This is a genomic window from Ruminiclostridium papyrosolvens DSM 2782, assembly GCF_029318685.1.
GTDB classification, from domain to species: Bacteria; Bacillota; Clostridia; order Acetivibrionales; family DSM-1351; genus Ruminiclostridium; species Ruminiclostridium papyrosolvens.
Genome location: NZ_CP119677.1, coordinates 931,036 through 954,896, shown reverse-complemented (window position 1 = coordinate 954,896; position 23,861 = coordinate 931,036). Strand labels below are relative to the sequence as shown.

Annotated in this window: 16 protein-coding genes; 6 read left to right on the top strand and 10 right to left on the bottom strand. The window is 37.1% G+C overall.

The features are described from left to right. Positions 1-20: 20 nt before the first annotated feature. Both P0092_RS04325 and P0092_RS04320 read right to left on the bottom strand, forming a co-directional pair. Positions 21-1,220: an FtsW/RodA/SpoVE family cell cycle protein gene (locus P0092_RS04325; RefSeq protein ID WP_004621190.1), complete on the bottom strand. Its 1,200-nt coding sequence runs from the start codon at positions 1,218-1,220 to the stop codon at positions 21-23. Between the two features lie 27 nt (positions 1,221-1,247). Beyond that, positions 1,248-1,676, bottom strand: a complete 429-nt coding sequence (locus P0092_RS04320) for an FHA domain-containing protein (protein ID WP_004621187.1) — start codon at positions 1,674-1,676, stop codon at positions 1,248-1,250. Between the two features lie 276 nt (positions 1,677-1,952). On the opposite strand from P0092_RS04320, the gene P0092_RS04315 reads away from it, so the two are divergent. The 3 genes from P0092_RS04315 (at position 1,953) to P0092_RS04305 (ending at position 4,515) form a co-directional block, all read left to right on the top strand. Next, positions 1,953-2,219 carry a DUF1294 domain-containing protein gene (locus tag P0092_RS04315; RefSeq protein ID WP_004621186.1) on the top strand — a complete coding sequence of 89 codons (267 nt, stop codon included), beginning with the start codon at positions 1,953-1,955 and terminating at the stop codon, positions 2,217-2,219. 105 nt (positions 2,220-2,324) lie between these two features. Beyond that, positions 2,325-3,830, top strand: coding sequence for a stage V sporulation protein B (gene spoVB / locus P0092_RS04310; RefSeq protein ID WP_276187080.1), 1,506 nt, complete (start codon positions 2,325-2,327; stop codon positions 3,828-3,830). 61 nt (positions 3,831-3,891) lie between these two features. Continuing rightward, complete coding sequence (locus tag P0092_RS04305) at positions 3,892-4,515, top strand: HAD family hydrolase (RefSeq protein ID WP_004621180.1); 624 nt, start codon at positions 3,892-3,894, stop codon at positions 4,513-4,515. Positions 4,516-4,519: 4 nt separating this feature from the next. On the opposite strand, the gene P0092_RS04300 is transcribed toward P0092_RS04305, so the two are convergent. From P0092_RS04300 to P0092_RS04285, 4 genes are all read right to left on the bottom strand, one after another. Beyond that, positions 4,520-5,980 (bottom strand): MFS transporter, encoded by a 1,461-nt coding sequence (locus tag P0092_RS04300; protein ID WP_004621179.1) that lies wholly within the window; start codon positions 5,978-5,980, stop codon positions 4,520-4,522. 108 nt (positions 5,981-6,088) lie between these two features. After that, positions 6,089-7,423, bottom strand: a complete 1,335-nt coding sequence (locus P0092_RS04295) for an FAD-dependent oxidoreductase (protein WP_004621177.1) — start codon at positions 7,421-7,423, stop codon at positions 6,089-6,091. A gap of 136 nt (positions 7,424-7,559) precedes the next feature. Next, positions 7,560-7,952: a bacteriohemerythrin gene (locus tag P0092_RS04290; RefSeq protein ID WP_004621175.1), complete on the bottom strand. Its 393-nt coding sequence runs from the start codon at positions 7,950-7,952 to the stop codon at positions 7,560-7,562. A gap of 91 nt (positions 7,953-8,043) precedes the next feature. Continuing rightward, positions 8,044-9,189 carry a GGDEF domain-containing protein gene (locus tag P0092_RS04285; RefSeq protein ID WP_004621174.1) on the bottom strand — a complete coding sequence of 382 codons (1,146 nt, stop codon included), beginning with the start codon at positions 9,187-9,189 and terminating at the stop codon, positions 8,044-8,046. A gap of 189 nt (positions 9,190-9,378) precedes the next feature. On the opposite strand from P0092_RS04285, the gene P0092_RS04280 reads away from it, so the two are divergent. After that, positions 9,379-10,329 carry an L-lactate dehydrogenase gene (locus tag P0092_RS04280; RefSeq protein WP_004621171.1) on the top strand — a complete coding sequence of 317 codons (951 nt, stop codon included), beginning with the start codon at positions 9,379-9,381 and terminating at the stop codon, positions 10,327-10,329. A 50-nt stretch (positions 10,330-10,379) separates the two neighbouring features. On the opposite strand, the gene P0092_RS04275 is transcribed toward P0092_RS04280, so the two are convergent. Together P0092_RS04275 and P0092_RS04270 are read right to left on the bottom strand one after the other, a co-directional pair. Next, entirely contained in the window at positions 10,380-11,441 is a 1,062-nt protein-coding gene (locus P0092_RS04275) for an iron-containing alcohol dehydrogenase family protein (protein WP_004621169.1), read from the bottom strand. A gap of 34 nt (positions 11,442-11,475) precedes the next feature. Next, complete coding sequence (locus P0092_RS04270) at positions 11,476-12,138, bottom strand: MtnX-like HAD-IB family phosphatase (RefSeq protein ID WP_004621168.1); 663 nt, start codon at positions 12,136-12,138, stop codon at positions 11,476-11,478. A gap of 190 nt (positions 12,139-12,328) precedes the next feature. Between P0092_RS04270 and P0092_RS04265 the strand changes: the two genes are divergently transcribed. Continuing rightward, complete coding sequence (locus P0092_RS04265; RefSeq protein ID WP_004621166.1) at positions 12,329-14,023, top strand: DEAD/DEAH box helicase; 1,695 nt, start codon at positions 12,329-12,331, stop codon at positions 14,021-14,023. 422 nt (positions 14,024-14,445) lie between these two features. Next, positions 14,446-17,133: a M4 family metallopeptidase gene (locus P0092_RS04260; protein ID WP_004621164.1), complete on the top strand. Its 2,688-nt coding sequence runs from the start codon at positions 14,446-14,448 to the stop codon at positions 17,131-17,133. An 88-nt stretch (positions 17,134-17,221) separates the two neighbouring features. On the opposite strand, the gene P0092_RS04255 is transcribed toward P0092_RS04260, so the two are convergent. Together P0092_RS04255 and P0092_RS04250 are read right to left on the bottom strand one after the other, a co-directional pair. Beyond that, the gene (locus P0092_RS04255) at positions 17,222-22,321 is read right to left on the bottom strand and encodes a Calx-beta domain-containing protein (protein WP_004621162.1); all 5,100 of its coding nucleotides are present in this window, start codon (positions 22,319-22,321) and stop codon (positions 17,222-17,224) included. Positions 22,322-22,395: 74 nt separating this feature from the next. Beyond that, on the bottom strand, positions 22,396-23,754 hold the full coding sequence (locus P0092_RS04250; RefSeq protein WP_004621161.1) for a cadherin-like beta sandwich domain-containing protein: 1,359 nt from the start codon (positions 23,752-23,754) through the stop codon (positions 22,396-22,398). Positions 23,755-23,861 lie beyond the last annotated feature (107 nt).

Genomic DNA, 23,861 nt, shown 5'->3' with positions numbered 1-23,861 from the left:
AATTAAGCCTCCATTGCCATTCAGTCTTCACCTTCCGAAACCTTTTGAATGATACTCAGGGAAAGAAAACTGATTAATAAGGAAGTTCCACCGCTGCTGACAAAAGGAAGTGTTATTCCCGTCAAAGGTATAAACCCAGTTACTCCCCCAACAATAACCAACGTTTGGGTTGCAATCATTACACTGAGTCCTGCGGTAAGAAGCTTTGAAAAATTATTTTCTGCATGTATTGCGCTTCTTATGGAGCGATAAAAAAGCAGGAAATGCAGAATCAATATGGCAAAACCCATTAACAGACCCATTTCTTCGCATATTACCGAGAAAATAAAGTCCGATTCATTAACTGCAACATACCCCGGATGTCCCATTCCCAAGCCCCTTCCCAACAGTCCTCCCGTAGCAATAGCGTACATGGACTGCACAAGTTGGTAGCTCTCGTTATAGACATATGGCCAAGGATTATGCCATATCATTATCCTTCTTTTTATATGGTCAAACATTGCATAACTTGCTGCACCACCTGCCGCAAACAGTCCCAGCGAAACTAATACATACAGTTTCTTAGAGGTTGCAAGATACACCATTGTGACAGATACTGCAAATATAATAAGTGCGGTTCCCAAGTCTCTCTGAATTACCATGAAGCCCAGTGATATTGAAATAACTATGCCGGGTTCTATAAGTTTTTTTCTGGTATTCATATCTGAAAGAGCACTTGCAAGGTATAGTATCAAAAATATTTTACCGAATTCAGAAGGCTGAAAGCTCACAGGCCCAAGCTTTACCCAGTTTTTGGCACCCAGTATTTCATAGCCTATAAAGGTTGCCATAGACATGAACATAATGGTTCCTGCCAGAAACACGTATTTCAACCGGGAAAATTGAGCAAGTCCTCTTTTAAGGAAAAGTACTACAAAAAGAAAAGCTAAAATCCCTAATAACAGCCATGCCAGCTGCTTTGTAGCAAGCTTGATATTGAGCCTGTAAAGCATAATTATTCCTATTGAACATAGCAACATTGCCAAAAGGAATATTATTCTGTCTCCCATGGGATAAAATCTTTTAAGAATCCATGTAGTCAATGCGATAATTACAACCAATATACCGAAAAATATTCCTGCCTTTGGGTCAAAGGGCTTCTTTAACACACCAAGGTTCAGAAATCCGAAAAATAGAAACACATATATTAAAAATTGAAACATCCTTAACTTTTTAGTCATTTGGCTCTCCTAATATAACAGAATGTTTTAATCATCATCAGTTACGGTAAAAACCGTCTCCGAAATTCTGATTTCGTCACCCGGCTGCAAACTTTTCTTATCAACCCTGTTACCGTTTACAAAAGTACCGTTTGTGGAGTCCATATCCTCAAGCATGTACCTGCCGTCCTCAAAATAAATTTTTACATGGAAGTTAGAAACAGCTCTGGATGGCAAAACCATCTGATTGTTTTTGTTTCTCCCGATGGTAAGCTTACTGCCGATTGGGACAATATCTCCGTCTTCTAAACTGCTTTTATCACCGGAATACTCTATTCTCAGCTTCCATCCAAGGTTTTTCCCGGGTTTGCCCCTTTTTAAATCTTTGGACATTATTTTTAATGCATATAAAATTATAATAAAAATTAATACAACCAATACTATTCTAAATACTACCGAAAGCGAACTAAAGTCCATAAGCTCATGCTCCAGTCAATAAGTTTTTCTTTATTATATATAAACTAGCCACTTTTTTCAAATCTCATAGAAAAAATATACATTTGCTTCCATTTATTATATCTTATATATGAGAGCATTTCTATCCGCTTAGCTTATTAACCTTAGATATAGAGTAGGAAGGTTGACTTATTTTTAAGATTTTATAGAACAAAATCTACACTTTAATTGTATAATAATGTATGATATAAAATATAATACTCTCTTAGTGCAGTTAAAAAATTACGAGGTGCTTATATGCATAAATACTTTATTGCAATAGTAATTATTTTAAATATAATCGGTTTTGGATTAGTTTCACTTGATAAATATAAAGCAAAAAACAGGTTATGGAGAATACCTGAAAGGTCATTTTTTCTTCTCTCCATATTAGGAGGAAGCATTGGCGTATATATAGGATTACTTACTTTCAAGCATAAAACACGCCGTTGGTACTTCATGACAATCATTCCACTAATAATCGTTGCTCAATTTGTTTTTATATATTTTCTTACTAAAAAATGAGGTTTTGAAGTGTGAAGCCTCTTTTTTATGCCTGCTTATGATGGAATAATGATGTCGCCATTTGAATAACCTTTAATTAACACAGCAAATACGAGGTTTATTTTAATGGGACTTGATAAATTTTATAAAAACTCAGCAATACTTACTCTTTCAAATTTGGTAACAGGCTTTATCGGTTTTACATTTTCAATAGTTCTTTCAAAAAAACTCGGAGCTGAAGGACTTGGGCTATATGGGCTTATTATGCCGGTCTATTCCCTGCTGCTTTGTCTTACTACAGATGGGCTCATAACCGCAATTTCAAAAACCTGTGCAGTATTTAACAGTAAGAAGGATTACAGAAATCTTCACAGAAGCGTAAAAGTAGCCATATGTTTTCTGGGGCTGTGGAGTATCGCCGTAGCCGTACTGGTATTTTTCAATGCACCGTTTATAAGCAAATATATCATAAAGGATATCCGGGCTTTAAGTGCTGTGAGAATCATATGCCCGGCATTGATTTTTGTCCCCATGTCCGCTATATTCAAAGGCTTTTTTTACGGATTTGAAAAGTTCACTATTCCCGCCGGAATTGATATTATTGAAAAATGTATCAGAATTTCAATACTTCTCGCAACAATTGCTCTGCTACAGCTAAACGATATAAAAAATACCGTTACAATTGCTTATTTTGCTCTGGCAATAGGAGAACTCATCAGCATGTTGTTTCTTCTAACAGGATTTAAGCTTGTATCACGGAAGCTGAAACCCTCCGGAGTTAAGGTACAGAACCCTTTGCAATTGCTGGCAGATGTCCTCGTAATATCCTGTCCCCTGTGCCTGAACGGTTTTATTTCCTCCATCCTGACCACAGCTTCAACCCTGATTCTTCCCGGGAGATTAATGAGTTCAGGAGTAAGCTATGATGTTGCTTTACAGCAAATAGGCAAATTCATGGGTATGGCTCTTACAACAGTGAACCTTCCGTTTATAATTGTTGGCTCCATGATGACTGTACTGATTCCCGATATGTCTCTGAGCCTTAGTAAAAAAGACATGTGGAGTACAGGAAAAAGGATTTCACAGGTTCTCAGAATTTCCTGTATGATAGGGTTGGGAACATTGATTGTCTCAATATGTATTCCCGGAAAACTGGGCTTGTTCTTTTACGGAAGAAATGATTTAGGTAAAATGGTTATGGTAGCCGGTGTATGTAATTTTGTAAGCTACGTGGCTTCAACCTCTTTCGGGATACTTAACGGACTTGGAAAACAAAATGTTAATCTTAAAAACTCTATTATTGTTTCCGTTGAAAATCTTGTGTTGGTCTTCATATTAACCGGTATTCCCTCAATCAACATTTACGGCGTAGGAATCTCACTTGCCGTTACCTCATTGACAGCTCTGGTTCTGAATTTAATTGAAATACGCAAGTCCTGCGAAATCAGATTTTCACTGCCAAGTGGGGTTGTCCTTGCAATATGCGGACTTGCCGGTTTTGCTTCAATGAGAATAGTCAGTATCATTATACCGGATAATTTTATGGTATTTGATGTAATTATGTCTGTTGGTATATGTTTTTTTGTTATATTCTATTTAACAAAATTTTATAATTGTAAACATAACTGGTGAGAATGTCTCCTTTGGTGTTATAATACCTTGTATAATCGAGGCATATAACAAGGAGGCAATAATGTTTAAGTACATAATTTTTGATATTGACGGAACAATGATTGATACAGAAGCAGCCGTATACCATGCATACCAGAGTATTATTTATAAAAAACACGGCAGATATTTTACCAATGAAGAACTATTAAAGGGCTATGGCGTTCCTACGCCTCTTTCTCTTGAAAGATATGGGTTTACTGATATTGAGGCCGCTTTGAAAGAATATTACCATTATTTGATTGAAGGCTTTAAAAAATGTACTGCCTTTGATGGCATACCTGAAGTAATGGAAAACCTTAAAGCGTTAAATATCCCAATGGGTGTTGTAACCTCAAGGTGCCGTTATGAAATACAAGCTGACAGCTGTTTGGAGCAATTTACTGAATACTTTAAAACTATAGTATCATCAGATGACACTTCTGAACACAAGCCAAATCCGGCGCCTTTGCTATTTGCAATGGACAAGTTGAAGGCTGTTCCTTCCGAAACTCTGTATATCGGTGATACGGTATTTGACAGAGAATGTGCAAAAAATGCCGGAGTAAAGTTTGCATTAGCTATATGGGGCTCAAATAACGCAGAAAATATAAATGCAGACTTCTTTTTCAAAAAGCCTTCAGATTTGCTTGATATATTAAAGCTGTAAATTATTATTGATAATCCTGAGCATCAGTATAACCGTCATTGGAATTAGCATTTTTCTTGATTCTGTATAATCTGACTGCTGTCAGAGTTGCTGCAACCAAGGAAAGTGCTCCAATGAATATATACGCAGAGCTCATACCAAAAATAAATTCTGTTTCTTTCCCCTTAACAAAATTCGTTACCTTATAGCCCAGCTTGAAACTCATCATGCCATAAAGCACTAATGTAGATACAGATACACCAACTACCAGACCAAGATTTCTTACAAGCGCATTAATGCTGCCTGCAATTCCCAGACGACTTCTCGGTACAGTTGACATAATAAGTGAGTTGTTAGGTGACTGGAACATACCGTTACCCACAGCCATCAAGGAAATAAACAATATAATTTTTACAGGACTAAAAGTATGATTAATAGTAGCCATCAGGAAACAGCCTGTACTAAAAATTGCCAGTCCTACAAAGGTAAGCATTTCTGAGCCAATTTTATCTGACAGAAATCCGCTTATGGGTGATACCACCAGAAGTATCAGTGGATACGACATAAGGTATACTCCCGTTAACCAAGGTGTCATTTTAATAATATCCTGAAAATAGAATGGCAATATAATGTTTGAGCAGCTCATACATACAAAGAGCAAAAATCCGCAAAAAATACTTAGCGAAAAAAGCTTATTCTTAAAAATATTCAGCTGCAAAAGAGGGCTGTCTACTCTTCCCTCCATTTTAACAAATAAAGCAAATGATATAATTGCCACTGCAAAACTTGCCAAAATAACAGGTTTAAGGAAACCAATCTGCTCACCCGACAGCAATGCGGTAAAGAGTGATATTATACTTATAAGAAAAAGAATGGCACCTTTAATGTCAAACTTTGATTCACTGCTCTGCTCGTCTTTAGGAAGCACCCTCAAGCCCATTATGAATGCGAAAATACCAATAGGTATATTTATCAGGAATATGTATTGCCAGCTTGCTACGTCAACAATAAATCCGCCCAGAGGAGGTCCAACAAGCGTGCCAAGTGCAACAAACGAACCTGTAATACCAAGTGCCCTGCCTCTTTCGTTAGCCGGGAACGCCCTTGTAACTATACCCTGATTTGTTGCCATAAAAGCAGCTGCACCTATAGCCTGAACAATTCGAGATAACACCAGCGTATTCAGGGAAGGTGAAACGGCACACAATAACGAGCCTAGTGTAAATACAACAATACCTGTTTTAAATATTTTTACTTTTCCCTTAATGTCTCCCAGCCTTCCAAAAATCAGCACAGTTGCAGAAATAGCAATCAAATACGTTGACACTATTGCTGAAATAGAACTCATTCCAACGGAAAATTTATTTGCCATTACAGGCAGTGCAACATTTACAATGCTGCTGTCAAGGCATGCCATAAAAGTCAATAGTACAATGTTTACAAGTACTAAGCCCTTGTTTTTATATTGTTTATCTGCGTTTTCCATATTTAACTCCATTAAAAAAATAATAAAACAAATTCATTTTAGAATAACATAAATATTTTTTCATATCAACTTTAATTGAAGTCAAATGGAGCTTTAGCAAAACAATGTCTAAATGTCCTTGGCTTGAAGCCCTGCAGTATTAAGATAATTCCATGGCTTGTTGTAATGAGGTTGGAAGAAAAAGTCTGTAAATGCAAGTTCATCAATAGTCAATTTCTTCTGAATTGCTAAAGACAATGTATTAGCAGACTGGGTTAAATCTGCCTTGGATAGAATCTGGGCTCCTAGAATCTCTCTTTTTCTGGTATCAAATACTACTTTCAATAATACCTCTTCATAGTCCGGCATAAATTCCGGGCGGTAGTTCTCTCTGATTGTAATGTATTTTACATCTAATTTTTCAAATTCTGCTGCGCTTTGGGTCAAGCCTGTTGATGCATAGTTAAGGTTATATATTTTTATTGCTGACGTTCCTTGTGTACCCAAATACTTTACTGTAGGCTTTTCAAGATTTAAAGCTGCGAGAGTTCCCATCCTGACAGCATTTGTTGCAAGAGGAATATATTTACTTGTTCCCAGAGGATTATATATAGATGCACAACAGTCTCCTGCTGCAAATACATCTTTTCTGCTTGTCTGCATATACTCATCTACAATTATGGCCCCATTAGGCAGCATCTCCAGCTTGTCTTTAAATAATCCGGTGCTTGGCCGAAAACCAATGCAAAGAATGGCAAGGTCAGCATCATACTCTGCTTTATCTGTTTTAACCTTTTGAATTTTATTCCGGCTTCCCATGAAATTCGTTACAGTCTCACCCAAGGCAAGCGTAATACCTTTGGCTTTCATCTTTTCTTCAGCAATATCCGTAAACTCTTTGTCAAAATACTTGCTTAGTATTCTTTTTTCAGTGTCTATCAATGTAACCTTTTTACCATTCACCGCAAAGGCTTCTGCCAGTTCCACACCGATATATCCTGCCCCAACCACTACAATACTCTGAGCAGTTTTTTCCTTACTGACTATTTCTTTTGAGTGGTTATAATTTTTTGCCGGAAGCACCCCCTCCAGCTCAATACCCTCAATTTTAGGAATAATGGGCCATGAACCCGAAGAAATCACCAGTTTGTCATAATTATCTGTAAAACTGCTGCCCGTTTCAATATTCTTTACCCACAAGATTTTTTTATCCATATCTATATCCGTAACCTCATGACGCATATGGGTTGTAATGCCCATATCACTTAATTTTTCAGGTGACGAATAGAACAAGCTCTCCGGCTCCTTTACCACACCGCCTACATATAGGGCTATACCACAGGAAAGAAAAGAAATATTATCGTTCTTTTCATAAACCGTTATTTCCGACCCGGGGTAAAGCTTTACCATGTTGGTTATTGCTGCCGTACCTGCATGAGTACATCCGATTACTACTATCTTCATACTATATCCTCCTCTGTTTGCATGTAAATATATCCCATATATACCACGTGATATATTTTATAAACAGAATCGATATAACATTTCTTTTTTTGCAAATAAAAAGTACATCCACCTTAGAATGTACCTTAAACAATTTCTATTTCATTATATATGCTCTATCTGTTTTCATAATATGATTTGCAATCCACTCAACCGTAAAATCAAGTAATTCCATTAAGTACTGATCCTGATCCTTATCTATTCTGCTATAGTCCGTATTACTGATTTTTTCAATAAAGTCATGATGTTCAACTTTATGGGAGAGCAGCTTTCGGTATCCTATGCTATGCATATATTCTTCTTCGTAAGTAAAGTGAAAGATTGTGTAATCTTTGAGTTCTGTAATAAGGTGTACAATTTCGTCATATTTGTCAGTAATTAGCTGATTTTTCATAACAGCATAAATTTCTGAGGCAATCTGAAATAACTTTTTATGCTGTTCATCGATTTTCTCGATTCCAAGAATGAACTCGTCCCTCCATTCTATCATATGGACCCTCCTTAAATGTAGTGTATATCAAGATTATACCTACTTCCCGAAATATAAACAATACAAAGGAATGAATTTTAACTTAAAAATGTTATAATATTCCTGCGTAAATACCGGATTGAAGGCCTTCACCAAAAATTCTTTTTTTGCCGTTTTTATTGTTGTACATCTGCAGGTCTATTTCATGTAAAAACTGATTTACTCCCTTATCGGTTCTATTATATGTTCCAAAGGCATAACTGAACTTTATACTGTAAGGCTTATTGCCACCTGCATTAAATTTTTCTATTGCCCCTGAAACCTTCTTCATAAGGTCGTGAATCTGGGGTTCTGATTTATTATCAATAAGAACAAGAAATTCATCACCGCCGGTGCGGAAAACAATTCCTGAATTCAGATATACTCTTTGCAGCACTTTTACAAATGCTTTAAGTGCAAAATCCCCCTCGGAGTGACCATACAAATCATTGATACTTTTAAAATAGTCAAGGTCCAGCATTACCGCTGACAGTCTCCTTAAATTGCGTCTTTCAAAGCAATCCAGACATTTTTTCAAAGCCTGTCTGTTTCTGGCCCCTGTAAGTGAATCCTTGTACAGCTCCCCCTGCTGAATAATGACAAACATCAGTATAAGGGCAAGTGAATTAAAACACCAAATATACCCTGTTTTATTTAAAATAACCTCAAAGGCTGTTACAGTTGCAATCATTGTACTTACCGACATAATATAAATGTACTCAATCTTTAAGAGCAACTTCCGTCTTTTGAATATTACATAAATGCTGTATGATAACAGAATCAAACTTATTGAAAAGGGGATAATATATACTCTCGTAGCGAGTTTTTCCGAAAAAATATCAGTTCTAAAAAAAATAATTGCCGCAATTGTATTTACGAAGAAAAGTAAATTTATAACCAGTCCTGTCTGTTTCTTTATCCTGAATGGGTTAGCGAAATAATTACTTACAAACAATAAAAATGTGTAAGCCAGAAGAGGCGATGCTATAAAGTTGATACCACGTATTATTCTTGGTATTACCAAGGGAAGGGTGTAATTTTCCAATAATATTTTTAGCAGCAAATTCGATAATGTAAGAAATAAATTCAAAATCGCAGCTGAAAGGTACAAGCTTCTCATAACAGATTTCTTTTCCAAAACACAATTAGCGTAAATCAAGAAAAGAAATAAGATTCCAAAAGAGATAATCGTCAATTGATGATTAATTAATGTTTGCATAAGCACTATCTCCTTTTTCTTTTTTTATTCCACTTTCTGTTATATTATAATAATATTTTACAATATTATGGGAGATTTTACAACAAAATAGTATATTTTTTTACATTTATATTGTTTTGTTATATCTTACAAATTAAGGGTATATTTATACTAAGCAAATTACTCTAAGAAAGTGAAGGTTATTTTATTATGAAAAATAAATCAATAAATAAAATAGTTATTGTGGGTACAGGCTTTGTGGGCTCAACTACTGCCTATACGTTAATGGTAAGCGGCCTGGTTTCAGAAATTGTGCTTATAGACCAAAATTCAAAAAAAGCTGAAGGCGAAGCAATGGATATGAATCACGGTATGCCATTTGTGAGACCTGTAAGAATATATAATGGAGATTATTCAGATTGCAGGGGTGCAGATATTGTTGTAATCACAGGAGGCGCGAACCAGAAACCCGGTGAGACAAGAATTGACCTTGTTAATAAAAACACAGAAATTTTCAAAGATATTGTTGGAAATATTGTTAAATATAATACAGACTGCATTCTCCTTGTTGTTACAAACCCGGTGGATATTTTAACCTATGTAACTTACAAGCTGTCCGGCTTCCCTAAAAACAGAGTTATAGGCTCAGGAACAGTTCTTGACACTGCACGTTTCAAATATATGCTTGGAGAACATATGGGAGTTGACCCAAGAAACGTACATGCATATATAATCGGCGAACACGGAGACACGGAAGTTCCTACCTGGAGTCTTGCATCCATAGCCGGAATACCCATGGATTCTTATTGCAAAGAATGTAAATCCTGTGATGATGAAAGCTTCAAGCGTGATACCTTTGACAAAGTAAAAAACGCAGCTTATGAAATTATCGACAGAAAAAATGCAACCTACTATGCAGTTGCTCTGGCTGTAAGAAGAATTGTAGAAGCTATTGTCCGTAATGAAAACTCCATATTGACGGTATCCAGCCTATTTGAAGGGGAATACGGTCTAAATGACATATGCCTGAGTATTCCCAGTCAGGTAAATTCGGAAGGTGTTTCAAGGATTTTAAATGTTCCTCTAAACGATGAGGAAACAGGGTTACTTAATAAATCTGCTCAGGCCTTGAAAGAGGTTATCAGCGGACTGAATCTGTAAAATGTACTTTAATTCGGATGCCTTTAGATATAGGCATCCGATAAGCTCCTTTAAACAAGTATTCTTTTAAGTATGTTATCGCTTTTAAGCAACACTTTTGCTTTTTCTCTGTTTTCCGGCACATGTAGATAGGTGTATCTGTTTGGTTTAATGGAAGGAGCAAGGTCAATTGCTTTTTGGAAGTCTTCCACTTTCATTTTTAAAGTTTCAACAAAAGCAAAGAAACCCGTATCAGTCAGGAATTTTTCTACCCGCTCATATCTGTGTTCCTGAACCCTGCTCATAAGATAGGTTGCAATCCCCACCTGTATTCCATGGAGTTGAGGATTTTCCAGAAGCTTGTCCAATGCATGAGATATAAGATGTTCGCTGCCGCTGGCAGGTGCGCTGCTATCTGCTATCTGCATTGCAATTCCGCTCATTGTCAGTGAATCCACCATTTCCTTTAAAAAGAAGTTTTCTGTTATCTGAGTATACGGCATTCTGACAATACTGTTTACAGACTTTTTGGCCAGCATTGCAGCAAAGTCATCAACTTTTGCAGCATTGTTGCTTTCTTCAAAATACCAGTCATAGACAGCGGTTATTTTAGAAATAATGTCTCCCAGCCCTGAATATATAAATTTCATAGGTGCATTTTTTAAAACATCTAAATCAACAATTATTCCAAAGGGCATTGAAGCATGTACTGAGGTACGTCTGCCATTTATTATCAGAGAACAGCCGGAACTGGAAAAACCGTCGTTTGAAGTTGATGTGGGTATACTTATAAATGGGAGTTTGTTTAAAAAAGCTATATATTTGGCTGCGTCAAGTACTTTTCCCCCACCCACTCCCACAACTGCATCAGTTTTGTATGGTATTGTAAAGGCCTTGGGCATGAGATTTTCAAGCTTTATATCATCATAGTCATATGTTTCAAGAAGGTTAAGTGATTTTCTCGACAAGATGGATTCCATAATCTTTTCACCAAACAAGTCACGGATTCCTTCTCCAAACAGCACTACAACATTATTTATTCCTGCCCTTTCAATGTACGCCCCCACGCTACCCAGTATATTATTATTAACTTCAAGTATTGAAGGAATTTCAATTCTGTGTACAGCATTCATAACTCAAGTACCTCCATCCACAAATAATCTTTACTTAGAAATCTGTAAATACTTTTTCCCTGACCAGATATTTTGCAACTTCCTCAAAATGCTCAAAGGCTATATATGGAGCCTTTTCTTTTGTGAGCCAATCTTTAAGGGAACCTGTGGCAAATGCACAATCTGCGGTTTTTGCAGCACCAATATCCGGCTCGCTGTCACCTGCAAAGTACACCTTTTCATATTTTTCTTTCAATGAGAGGATAACTCTTTGCTTGTCTATTCCCCACATTTCTGAATAAAATTCGCTTTTGGGATCAGGCATTATCTCAATTCCTCTGTTGTGATATCTTCCGTTCATTGAGATAACAGTAACATTCTTTATTTTAAAATACTCAAGTAGTTTATTGATATAATATGATGTTCCCGCACTTAGTATAAAGAAATCTCCCCCGTTGTTTTGAACCATTTGAATGAATTTAACAGCATACGGATCAAGGGGTAACTCCAATATATCCTGAAATATTTCCTCTTCGCTTCTGTCCATTGCTCCGAACATTTTATTAAGAAAATCAACATTTATCTTTTTGGATTTCTTCCATTCATCATAATAATTCCATGACCAGTCCTTTAGGTATTTGTCCATAACTATGTGATAAAAATCTCTATCTGTGAGTGTTCCGTCAAAATCAGATACAAATGCAAATTTTTTCGTCATCCATTGCTCCGTTCCGGCATATAACATACCATGTCATTAGTTTTTTCTTTCATATAATACCATAATTCCCTATAGCATTATTATAATATAATTTTAGTTTTACTTTTTATTGATAAATAATCATTGCAAAACTTGGCAATAGTAATTATTATTGAATAGTATATAAATTTATTAAAGTAAAGGAATAAAAATGGAAAATTTAAGTTTTAAAGATTTAACTCTCTCTGATGAGGTACAACATGCAATTGCGGATATGGGCTTTGAAGAGGCGACCCCTATTCAGTCCCAGTCAATCCCATATATTTTGGAAGGCAATGATCTGATTGGTCAAGCTCAGACCGGAACAGGAAAAACCTGTGCATTTGGAATCCCGGCAGTGGAAAAAATAGATTCACACATTGATTCAATTCAGGTTTTGGTCCTTTGCCCCACCAGAGAGCTTGCTATACAGTCCTGTGAAGAATTAAGAAATGTATTAAAATATAAGGATGGTATAAGAATTCTACCTGTGTATGGCGGACAGCCAATTGACAGACAGATTATGGCTTTAAAGAAACGCCCTCAAATTATTATAGGAACTCCCGGTCGTGTTATGGACCATATGAGACGTAAAACTCTAAAACTGGAATCCCTTAAAATGATTGTTCTTGATGAAGCCGATGAAATGCTGAACATGGGCTTTAGAGAAGATATTGATACAATATTGGAGAAAGTCCCTGAGGACAGACAGACTATATTGTTCTCCGCTACAATGCCAAAAGAGATTCTGGAGCTTACAAAGAAATATCAGAAAGATCCCGTTCATATAAAGATAGCACACAAGGAACTTACCGTTCCAAGTATCGAGCAGTATTATCTTGAAGTAAAGGAATCTGCAAAGCTCGAGGTTTTATCAAGATTGATAGATACCAACGATATCAAGCTGTCTCTTGTATTCTGTAATACTAAAAAGAGGGTTGATGAACTTACAGCCAGCCTCCAGTCCAGAGGTTTTTCTGCTGAAGCACTGCATGGTGACATGCGTCAGGAACACCGTGACAAAGTCATGTCCCTTTTCAGAAAAGGTAACTTTGATATACTCATTGCAACAGATGTAGCTGCAAGAGGTATCGACGTTGACGACGTTGAAGCAGTATTTAACTATGATCTTCCAAATGACGAAGAATACTATGTACACAGAATCGGACGAACCGGAAGGGCCGGAAGAACAGGAAAAGCCTTTACGTTTATCTCCGGAAGAGAAATGTACAAGCTAAGGGATATACAGAGGTATACGAAATCTACTATTGTTGCAATGAAGCCACCAAGTCTTAATGAAGTTGAAGAAAAGAAAATGTTAAACATCCTTAAAACTTTGAAAGATAACCTAAAGGATGACAGCATCTCAAAGTTCGTCAGCCACATTGAACGCTTCATTGACACAATCAATAATGAATCGGAAGAACAGGGAGAAAACTTCGTAACTTCTCTTGATGTTGCAGCTGCATTATTGAAAATGTACGGTGAACAAAGCGGTAATCTTCCAAATGAGGTTAATGAGATTGACAATGCTGTAGAACCTGGCAGCAACAAGGATATGGTCAGACTATTCATTAATATAGGCAGTGAGAGCAAAATACAGCCAAAGCACATTATCGAAAGTCTTGTTGCATCAACCGGGCTTCCGGGTAAGCTGGTAGGTGCAATAGACATATTTGACAGATATTCCTTTGTAGAGGTTCCAAAGGATATTGCTCCGGAAGTTCTGAAATCAATGAAGAACTATACTATAAAGGGAAAACGTATCAATATAGAAAAATCAAATGCAAGAAAGAAAAGTGGACGCGGCTCATCATTTAATCGTTCGACACCGCCTAACAGACGTAGTCCTAAAAAATCTAAATAAAACATAAAAGCAAGACCGGGCTGTCGCATTAGTAGGAATTTTCCGCTAGTGCACAGCTCATTTTTATTTTTGGAAAATAAAAAAAGCCTCTTGCAATAGGCTATTTCAACGTTTTTTGGGTTTTGACCTTCTCAGGATGTTTCTTTTCAGAAGCATCAAAGGACTCACCCAGGCATTCCTCGATAACACTCGGTGTTACCAAAAATGTTTCCTTATTCAATTTACCACCTTCTTTCAACTACTCTGTAAGTATATACCTAATCTGTACAAATAGCAAATTAAATTTATTCCATGGTAAATAATTGTTTTTTTGACACAAACAGTAAACAGTGATATTATTGTTTTCAATCTTGCAAGATAAAATGTTATTTGTCTGTGACGACAGGCAGATAGAAATTTATGAATTGTAAAAGGAGAATTAAATGAAATCAGCAAAAAAAATTTTAAGTGCTGTTTTGCTATCTGTTTCACTTGTTACCAGTAGTTTTCCATGGGTTTATGCTAATACTGAAAACACCGGCAATAATGTAAAATCCGAAGCAATTCAAGCTCAAGAAGTTATTCCTTCGTTTATATCAGGAAACCTAACGGCAGCGTCTGACAAAACGCCAAAGCAAATAGTTGAGCAATATATTCTTCAAGAAGCTCAAAAATATCAATTGCCGGCAATACAGTTTAAGGTTACTGAGCAGTTTGTAAATTCCCTTAACAGAACGGTAGTAAAAACAGTTCAAACCTATAACGGCGTACCTGTTCAAAACAGTGACAGAAACTATTTTATCAATTCTGACGGTGTTATTGTATATATTGTTGGAAGCTATGTATATGATATAGCAGATAGAGTTTCCTTAGCTGTTAAACCCGCTGAAATGTCCCAAGACTCAATCCTCTCTGCAATCGAGAGAGATTTGGGATTTAAGCCGGTATACACTGAGAGCCCTAAAAGCCAGTTGCTTCTATATCCTGTTTATGGAAAATATAACTACATATACAAAGTAAGTATCAAATTCAAAAATCCTGCATTTAAGAGTTATATATATTATCTTTATGCAAGTAATCTGTCGGTATTTGGAAAAAACAATCAGGAATTAAGTCTTGAAGAGCCGGCAGTAGGTTCCGGTATAGGGCAATCCGGAGCGGTAAAGCAGCCATTAAAAATGGTAAAGGATAATGATGTATACTATCTTAAAAACACCGTTGAAAATCTAAAAACTATCCACGAATTAGACGGAATATATAGTGAAAATGATAATAATTTTGACACGGACACCGGATTAAACTTTCAAAAAGATGCCGTAGATGCTCATTATAATATGACAAATGTTATTAATTTCTTTAAAGGTGCTCCTTTTTACCGTAATGGAAACGATGACAACGGCTCAGAGTATACCATTGAAATTATAAAAGACAGCGGTAACGTCTTTAATGCCTTTGCAGACACAAATGAGGTAAGAATCGGTGCAGGTAAAGGTTTGGCAGGTAAATCCGTTGCCTTCGCGGTAGATGCCATGGCACATGAATTTACTCATGGAATACTTAAATCGGAAGGCTTAGGAGATTCCAGTGACGGTCACTTCGAATTTAATCCTCCTTTAACAGAGCGCTTGTCCTTACACGAGGGTATATCTGACGTGTTTGGTACAATATGTGAATACTTTCTTCCAAGTGAAGGAACACCTGATTGGACAATAGCAGAAGATACCGGAACTATTCTCAGGGATTGTGCTAATCCCGTAATTGATACTTATAATGAATATAACAGACGCATTTTAGAATGTGAAAATGACCGTTCTCTCAAATATCCCAAACCACACGAAGGCGGTGGTGTTATTACAAAAGCCGCAAGTCTTATGGCAATGGGCGGAACTTTTAAAAATGTTACCGTAAATCCAATTGGAATGGAAAAACTTGCAGAAATATTCTATCATGCCATTAATGACGGAAATATGGTTTATGACATGAAATTCTCTCAATTTGCGGCAGCCCTTGTTGAGTCCTCAGAAGCATTATATGGAGCGGACAGTGCTGAAGTTAATTCTGTAAGGAAGGCTTTAGGTGCTGTTGGTCTTGACTTGAGAATAGTTTATGCATCAGGGCCATCATTGTCATTAACATGGCTTCCTCTATCAGGTTCACATTACGGAATATATAGAAGAGAAAAAAACTCTACAGCCGAACCTGTAAAAATTCTTGAAACTACTAACACCAAAGAGTCCGTTCAGGCAATACCGGGAAGTTATGATTATTTTATTGCAGCAATAGATGCAAACGGAAACAGAGTTTCAGAATTTAGCAGTCCTCTTACTTATACACTTCCCTTCGCCGCTCCCCAAAATTTCCATATTACAAACAGAACAGGTCTGGAGGTAGGCTTTGGTTGGGAGGGTACTATTGGTACAAGATATGGTGTATTCAGAAAGCTGCAAGGTTCAGAAACTCTCTTTGAAAAATGTGCCGAGACCACAAATACCACAGTATCAGTAACTGCCTTATACGGAAACTATGATTATTATGTAGCTCAGATTGACGAAAATGGAAATATTGTTTCTACTTCAAGCCTATTAGTTACTGTAAGTACTCAATATCCTGCTCCTCAAAACTTTCATATTACAAACCGCTCTGGTCTTATTATAGGCTTCGGTTGGACTGGTACCTCCGGTACAAAATACGCCATATACAGACAAGCCCAAGGTTCAACTGCTCCCCTTGAAAAATGCGCTGAAACCACAAGCACAACAGTATCCTTGAGTACAATATACGGAAACTACAATTATTATGTAGCACAGATTGACGAGAATGGAGAAATATCATCTTTCCTTAGCAATTCTGTTCTTGTTAATACTGAATACCCTGCTCCGTCAAACTTTCATATTACAAACCGCTCAGGCTTACAGATAAACTTCTCCTGGGAGGGTACCTCGGGTGCAAGGTATGCAATATATAAAGTGGCTGCCGACTCAACCGAATTACCGGAAAAATGTATAGAAACCACAAGTACAACTGCAACAGTGTATACATTAATCGGCAGTTATAATTTCTATGTTGCACAGATAGATGAAGCAGGAAACAGAATATCATTTTTGAGTCAACCTGTGACTGTAAATTCTTAATACATAAAACTAAATGAAATATTTTTCAACATTAAAGGGCATCTGCAAAACAATGGGTTTTGCAGATGCCCTTTTTTTAGTAAGTGTCCTATATTAAATGTGCATTCTTGAGAAGCTTTATAATTACTGTAGCACTTTCAGCTCTTGTAACATTATTTTTTGGATTAAGCATTCCCTTGTTTCCTACAAACAATCCACCGTTTACACTGATAGCCGCTCCCTCTCTTGCCCATTTTGAGATATTTCCGGAATCAGCAAAGTATTTGTTAAGATTATCAGTATCTATAAGTTGAGTATTAATTCCGGCAATTTTCATGGCTTTTGAAATCATTGTCATAGACTGTTCTCTTGTAATCAAATCATTTGGCCCGAATTTACCGTTAGTATAGCCTGTAATAATTCCATATTTGTATGCAGTATAGATATATGAGTAATATGGATTATCCTTGCCCACATCAGAGAAGTTATCAGCAAACTGGGAACCCTTCAGCCCCAATGCCTTTACTATCATTACTGCAAATTCAGCCCTTGTAACTGCTTTGTCAGGAGTAAAGTTTCCATTTCCTGTCCCGCTGACTATAAGTCTTGAACCTGCATCATTTACGTAATCCTTTGACCAGTGTTTTTCAACATCCTTGAACGTCAGCGGATTATATATGAGTGCATATGTGCTGTTAGTAAGACTGTTTATCTGTGCGTAGTAAGTTTTGTCGATTACAGTAACAGCTGTTGGTACATGAGAGAAGGAACCGTCAGTATTATACACAACACCTGTTGTTATTTTATTTGGGTCCATTCCCGCAGGTATTGCTACAGTCCTTGCAACGTACTTGTTAAAAGAAGAAACTGTAACTTCTCTGCCTGCATTTGTAAATGATATTTCAAACTCAACAGGTTTGCCCTTAACTTCAAAGCCTTTTTGAGCTGCCGCAGCATTTATTTTATCCGATTTATCTCCAGTAGCTTTAGTAACTGTGACCTTAACCAAAATGTCTTTAAGTTCGGGGTTGCCGCCCAATTTTTTCACGACTTCATCTATATTGATATCGTTGGCAGGCAAGGTATAGGATGCAGTTTCCGTTTTAACCTCAAGTATGGTGTCCATATCTGCCATAGCCTTTAATGTACTGGCCTTTAACTCTCCCACTACTTTATCTGAATTATTAGTAACAGGAATTACTACCTTCTTTTCCTTGTCAGGCTTAGTTTTTTCCATTTCATTAAGGGTTTTTTGTACTTCTGTTTCATCCAGATTTACCGTGGTAGTTTTAGTATTGTTTTCATTTTTTACATCAACAGCTATATTTTTAAGAGATTGATCTCCTACATTTATGTCTATTGTTTCTTTTTTGGGTTCAGGTGTTGTACCTCCGCCGGAAGGGCTGTCTGTCTGGCTACTTGGTACAGTTCCTGAAACCTTAAACGTAAACGGACTGTTTTCTGCATCTTTGCCCGCTATGGTTATTTCAGCTGTTTTTGTTCCAGAAGAAGACGGGTTAAATTGTATGCTGAAGGTGGTTGAATCTTTTCCGTCAATAGGACTAACCGGCTCTGATTTAACCGAAAAATCCGATTTATCACCGTTTATGGTTATATAAGGTTTTTCCAAGTCAAGTTCACTGTTACCGGTATTTGAAATTGTGAACGCCAACTCGTTTTTCTCCCCTGCCTTTGTATCTTTAAATTTAACAGTACCACCGTTTGCAATCTCAGTATTGCCTTCATTTTCCACCATCTTAATAGAAGCCTTATCGTCGTCTTTAATAATTACCTCAGCTTTAATATCTCCGGTTTTGGTTTTCAAAGTGACATAGAAGCTTTCGTCAGGCTCTCCTGTTTTATCTCCTACGACACTTACTGTTATTTTCTTGGTTGTTTCACCCGGAGCAAATTTCAACTTATCGGACAACGGAATGTAGTCGTTATCAGCAGTTGTTGCTGTTCCGTCTTCTGTTACGTAATCAATAACAACTTCTTTTTCGCGCGCCGCATCAAGCTCTACTTTCAACTCCTGCTGTGTAGTTCCTGAATCTCCTTCTTTTACAGATACCTCTACAGGTACCTCACCTTCAAATTTCAAGGCAGGTATGGGATCGTTGTCCTTAATTGTGCATATTGCAGTTCCTTTTGAAGCGTCTATATCTGCACCTTGTGAATTAGAAAGAATTATTTTAAAGGTTTCGTCATCTTCATACACTTTGTCTCCTAACACATCTACATTGATTATTCCGCTTTTTTGTCCGGCAGGTATTTTTAGGGTGCCTGTTGCAGCTGTATAGTCTCTTCCTGCTTTCGCATTTACATCTGATGTAGCATAATCTACAGATACCTCACTTGCACTGGCTGTTGAAAGAGATACTGTAAAGGAAGCGGTAGTCTTATCTGAATCACCTTCTTCTACGGCAATATTTTCAACTGATATTAAAGGCTTGGATTCATTGTCATTTATAGTTCCTTTTCCTGTGGCTTTATCCATTTTTACAGATGTATTTGTTAAACCAAACAGTTCAACATTAAAGAATTCGGATTCGGTTCCCTCATATATTTCATCGTCTTTTATGTCAATGTCTATAATCTTATCCCCGTATTCACCTTTATCAAAAGTAACACTATCTTCCTTTTGTACATAATCCTGTCCCTTTAAAGCAGTACCGTCTTTTGTTCTGAACTCAACACTTACGCCTTCAGAGCATGGCTTGCTTAGTGACACCTTAAATTCTATCTTTGGAGCGGCTCCTTCTGTAACAGTGGCATCGCTTATAGAGATTGTTGGTTTATCGTTATCCTTAATTGTACCTGTTGCAGTACAACCGTTCGCATTGTCAGCTGTCAAAATCAATGTAACTGTCTCATCCGGCTCCTGTAAATCGTCTCCTAAAACAGTCACTTCAATTTGATGTGGGCTTGTGTCACCCGGAGCAATATTCAGAGTTATACCAGTAATAGCGGTATAGTCTTCTCCTTGCGTAGCGGGTTTTTTATCTTGAATTTCAGTTCCGTCAGCAGTTGAGTAAGTTACCGTTACGGTTTTTCCGCTTTTTGCTGAAAGTTTTACTTCAAATACAAGCTTGGTAGTATTGCTGGAATCACTTTCTTCTACCTCCGGATTGGTTACAAGTAAGTCGGGAGCAGCATCATCGTCTTGTATAGTACATGTTGCAGAAGGTGAAGCACCCAAATCTGCACCTATAGGATTTTTTAGGGTAAGTGAAAAATCTTCGTCATATTCATCCATGGTGTCATTTATTATATCTACTTCAATTCTGCCGCTTGTTTCGCCTTTGGGTATGGTTAACTGTCCTGATTTACCTGTATAGTCTTCATTACTCTTTGCAGTCCCGTCCGAGGTTTCATAGTCAACAGTGACAGCTTCGTCGCTTGTTTGTGACAATGAAACTTCAAAAATGGCCTTTTGGTTAGCTGAATCCTTTTCATTAAATTCAGGTGTAACAGGCGCTATAGTTACCTTGGGTTTCGGGTCTACGTTGGTTATTGTTAAATCTACTGATTTATCGGTTCCCAGAATTGCGTTTGTAACATCAGCATCGGAGGTGCTAATGTTAAGAGTCTTGTCTTTGTTGAATTTACTATTTGGTATTCCTTTAATTTCTACTGAAGCTTCAGTCTTGGTACTCTGTATTGTAATAGTATCATTTGAAACTGTAAAATCCTTATCTTTCACAGCATTTGCATAAGAAAGTTTTACAGTTACGTCCTTGCTTGATTTATTTGTAAGCTTGGCTGTTACTGTTGCTGTATTAGTACCGCTTTCTGATATTGAGCCCGGTGTTATTCTTAAATTTACTTTTGGCTCGGTTTCGTTATCCGTTATAGTAAGTTTAGGTGGAATAAAGCTGTCGTCTTTATCTCCTCCATCCGCACCGTTTATGTCACCCGTTACACCACTTATGTCAACGGTTACATTTTTACTTTCACCTGAAAAGATATCATCATATACTGGGGTTATGTCAACCGAATCAGAGGTTTTTCCAGCTGGTATGGTAATTGAAGCAGGAGCGTTAAAATCAGTTCCGGGTTCTGCACCTGAAAAGCCAAGATTAACTGTGACATTTTCATAGGTCTTATTTGATAGAGTAGCCGTTATTTTTGCAGAACCATCCTTCTCACTTATACTGCTTTTATCAATGCTTAATTTAACTTTTGGAGGAGTACCATTGGCGTTTATGGTACAGGTAGCCTCTCCTTTTATAATACCGCCTACACTGGGGTTCGAAATAGTGACTTTAAAGACTTCGTCTTTTTCAAAGTCAGTATCAGTTTTTATCGGTACTTTTATATCCACATAAGGCTTCCCTGCAGAAATAGTAATTTTATCATTTAGTACAGTGGTGCCCAAATCATCTGCTGTTGCAGTGTCGGCATTGGCTGTTGCAGAATCACCGACAATTATTGAGTAGTTAACAGTTATATCTTGGGTATAAGGCTTTGTCAAATTTACCTTAAAAACTGCATCTTCTCCTTCATTGGCAGTTGTATTATCTATTGAAAGGTCTGTCAGGTTTGAGAAGTCGAGGGAATCTAAAGCAATACGAAGGGGCTTATTCGTATCTGAGGTTGATATAACCACTGTATCTATGTTATACCAGTCATCACTAAACTGAAGAATTCCTCCATATTCGTTACCAAATGTACCATTTGTAAAGGTACATTTCCTCGTATATGTAACACCTCCATCGTATGTTTTTTCTCCATCTATAGTTAAGTCAATACCTGTAGCTGTAGCTATAACATCTGAACCACGATAGCCCTTAATGTCTATAACTTTAGCTGTAGCTGTACCTAGCGTCTCCTCTAAATCATGTGTCAATACAAAAAAAGAATTTAGCTTGAATGTTCCCTGATTTGAAGTGATTTTAAATTCTTTGGCTACTAAATCCCCATAGTAGTCATTAATTATAGCTTTTTTTTCAAAAATATTTTCTAACTTATTTGCGGGATAACCCGCACTGACTCCATCGCAGCCTACTACGGAAACAACTGTGTTTTTAGACTCAAAAGTCAAATCACCGATACGTAATGTTCCTTCTATATCTCCAGAAACATTATCTGTATCAAAATTCTGATCCTGTGGTGCCACCGCATATACCACACCCACCTGAGAGCTTACAAAAATAAAAATCAAAGCAATACAAAATACTAGTAACAGACTCCTGCTTACCCTTTTCATAGTTAACCTCCTTAAATAGCATGAAAATCACATCCCGAATATATAATATCGAGATGTGATTTTTGTTGGCACTCTTATTGTTTTGCAACATTTATACTACATTTATATACAATGAAATTACCCGTTGTATTTGATGTAACAGTAATGCTAATATCATTTGCACCCGGTGTAACATTTACAGATTTTCTGACTCCGCTTGTTAAAGTAGTACCATTTACAGTGAGTGTTACTCCCAATGGGTTTGAAGCTGTTGCTTTTACACCTATAAAAGTAGTATATGCACAACTTGCATTATATGTAGTCCCCGGATAAAACGATTGCGGGCTAAAAGTTGGATCAAGTATAAGCTGTGACGTGGTTTGCAATACCAACGCTGTCAACGTCAAATCCTCTTTCCTCTTAATTGTTACCGTATACGTCTGCGGTGACATCGTTGCTGTAGATACTATGACATTTACTGTTGTATCTCCAGTTGCCTGCAATGCAATCGGCCCGTATGGTGTACCGCTGACAGCAGCTCCTCCGTTTATAGTCATGGTAGATGCAGGGTTTTCACATGTCGCATTTAACATTACGCTTTGAACCGTGCTATCAACTTCTACCGTGTACCCGTAAGTATTTTTATCAAAAGTCGGCGCCATAGGAAGTACTGTGGTTCCGTTAAGTACAGAAAGACTGGTGAGTTTATTACTGTTTAGTCTGGTGACAATCAGTGTGTACCTCTGAGTAACATACCCAACCGCCGAAGTAACATCAATAGCTATGTTATTAGCACCGACTGCAAGGTTTACAGTTGCTCCTGCTCCACTATTAGTTGGAACTCCATTTACCTTTATAACTGCATTTTGTCCGTAGGCAGCCGGAGTTTCTGCAGTAGGTGTTACTACAATACTGGTAACTCCATAATCAACTGTGGCAGTATATGCAAATGTACTTTTATTAAAAGTCGGTGTAAGTGTACCGCTGTTTATTGTCAGTTTTGACAGATATGGGCTTGATGGGTCAACAGAGAACAATTGAAAATTGGAAATTGACGCAATATTTGGATTACATTTTAATCCTTTTGATACAAGAACCCTATAATATGTATATGCGGCAGTAGGGACAAAGGTTCTGTCCGAACTATACGCTATTGTGCTGGTATTTGTGTTATCAACTGTATCAAGGGTTACCCATGAAGTATTGTTATTGCTACCCTGTAAAGAATAAGTCAGCAAATAGTATTGCTGAGAGTCCCACCCCACTGATGCCATGCCACTTACAACCCACCGATTTACACAATACAAGCTGCCCGGTATAAAATTAAGTGAACAAGGTACTTCTCCAACCCATCTGTTGACAGGCTTTGCTATTCCATCAACTGCTCTTTTGGCCTCAAAAGGAGCTATATAACTGGATGCTGAAACAAGGCCGGCTAATGCGATATTCCCCATATGTACTTCCTCCCTGTATATTTTAAAATTTGTATTTTTTTACATTATGTGATACTATTATTATATTGTAACTTAATCCAAATTACAATCAAAACTTTTCTAATTGT

Excerpts from the sequence above, each read along its gene's own strand:
- P0092_RS04325 (WP_004621190.1), bottom strand. The coding sequence starts at position 1,220 with ATGACTAAAAAGTTAAGGATGTTTCAATTTTTAATATATGTGTTTCTA.
- P0092_RS04320 (WP_004621187.1), bottom strand. The coding sequence starts at position 1,676 with ATGGACTTTAGTTCGCTTTCGGTAGTATTTAGAATAGTATTGGTTGTA.
- P0092_RS04315 (WP_004621186.1), top strand. The coding sequence starts at position 1,953 with ATGCATAAATACTTTATTGCAATAGTAATTATTTTAAATATAATCGGT.
- spoVB (WP_276187080.1), top strand. The coding sequence starts at position 2,325 with ATGGGACTTGATAAATTTTATAAAAACTCAGCAATACTTACTCTTTCA.
- P0092_RS04305 (WP_004621180.1), top strand. The coding sequence starts at position 3,892 with ATGTTTAAGTACATAATTTTTGATATTGACGGAACAATGATTGATACA.
- P0092_RS04300 (WP_004621179.1), bottom strand. The coding sequence starts at position 5,980 with ATGGAAAACGCAGATAAACAATATAAAAACAAGGGCTTAGTACTTGTA.
- P0092_RS04295 (WP_004621177.1), bottom strand. The coding sequence starts at position 7,423 with ATGAAGATAGTAGTAATCGGATGTACTCATGCAGGTACGGCAGCAATA.
- P0092_RS04290 (WP_004621175.1), bottom strand. The coding sequence starts at position 7,952 with ATGATAGAATGGAGGGACGAGTTCATTCTTGGAATCGAGAAAATCGAT.
- P0092_RS04285 (WP_004621174.1), bottom strand. The coding sequence starts at position 9,189 with ATGCAAACATTAATTAATCATCAATTGACGATTATCTCTTTTGGAATC.
- P0092_RS04280 (WP_004621171.1), top strand. The coding sequence starts at position 9,379 with ATGAAAAATAAATCAATAAATAAAATAGTTATTGTGGGTACAGGCTTT.
- P0092_RS04275 (WP_004621169.1), bottom strand. The coding sequence starts at position 11,441 with ATGAATGCTGTACACAGAATTGAAATTCCTTCAATACTTGAAGTTAAT.
- P0092_RS04270 (WP_004621168.1), bottom strand. The coding sequence starts at position 12,138 with ATGACGAAAAAATTTGCATTTGTATCTGATTTTGACGGAACACTCACA.
- P0092_RS04265 (WP_004621166.1), top strand. The coding sequence starts at position 12,329 with ATGGAAAATTTAAGTTTTAAAGATTTAACTCTCTCTGATGAGGTACAA.
- P0092_RS04260 (WP_004621164.1), top strand. The coding sequence starts at position 14,446 with ATGAAATCAGCAAAAAAAATTTTAAGTGCTGTTTTGCTATCTGTTTCA.
- P0092_RS04255 (WP_004621162.1), bottom strand. The coding sequence starts at position 22,321 with ATGAAAAGGGTAAGCAGGAGTCTGTTACTAGTATTTTGTATTGCTTTG.
- P0092_RS04250 (WP_004621161.1), bottom strand. The coding sequence starts at position 23,754 with ATGGGGAATATCGCATTAGCCGGCCTTGTTTCAGCATCCAGTTATATA.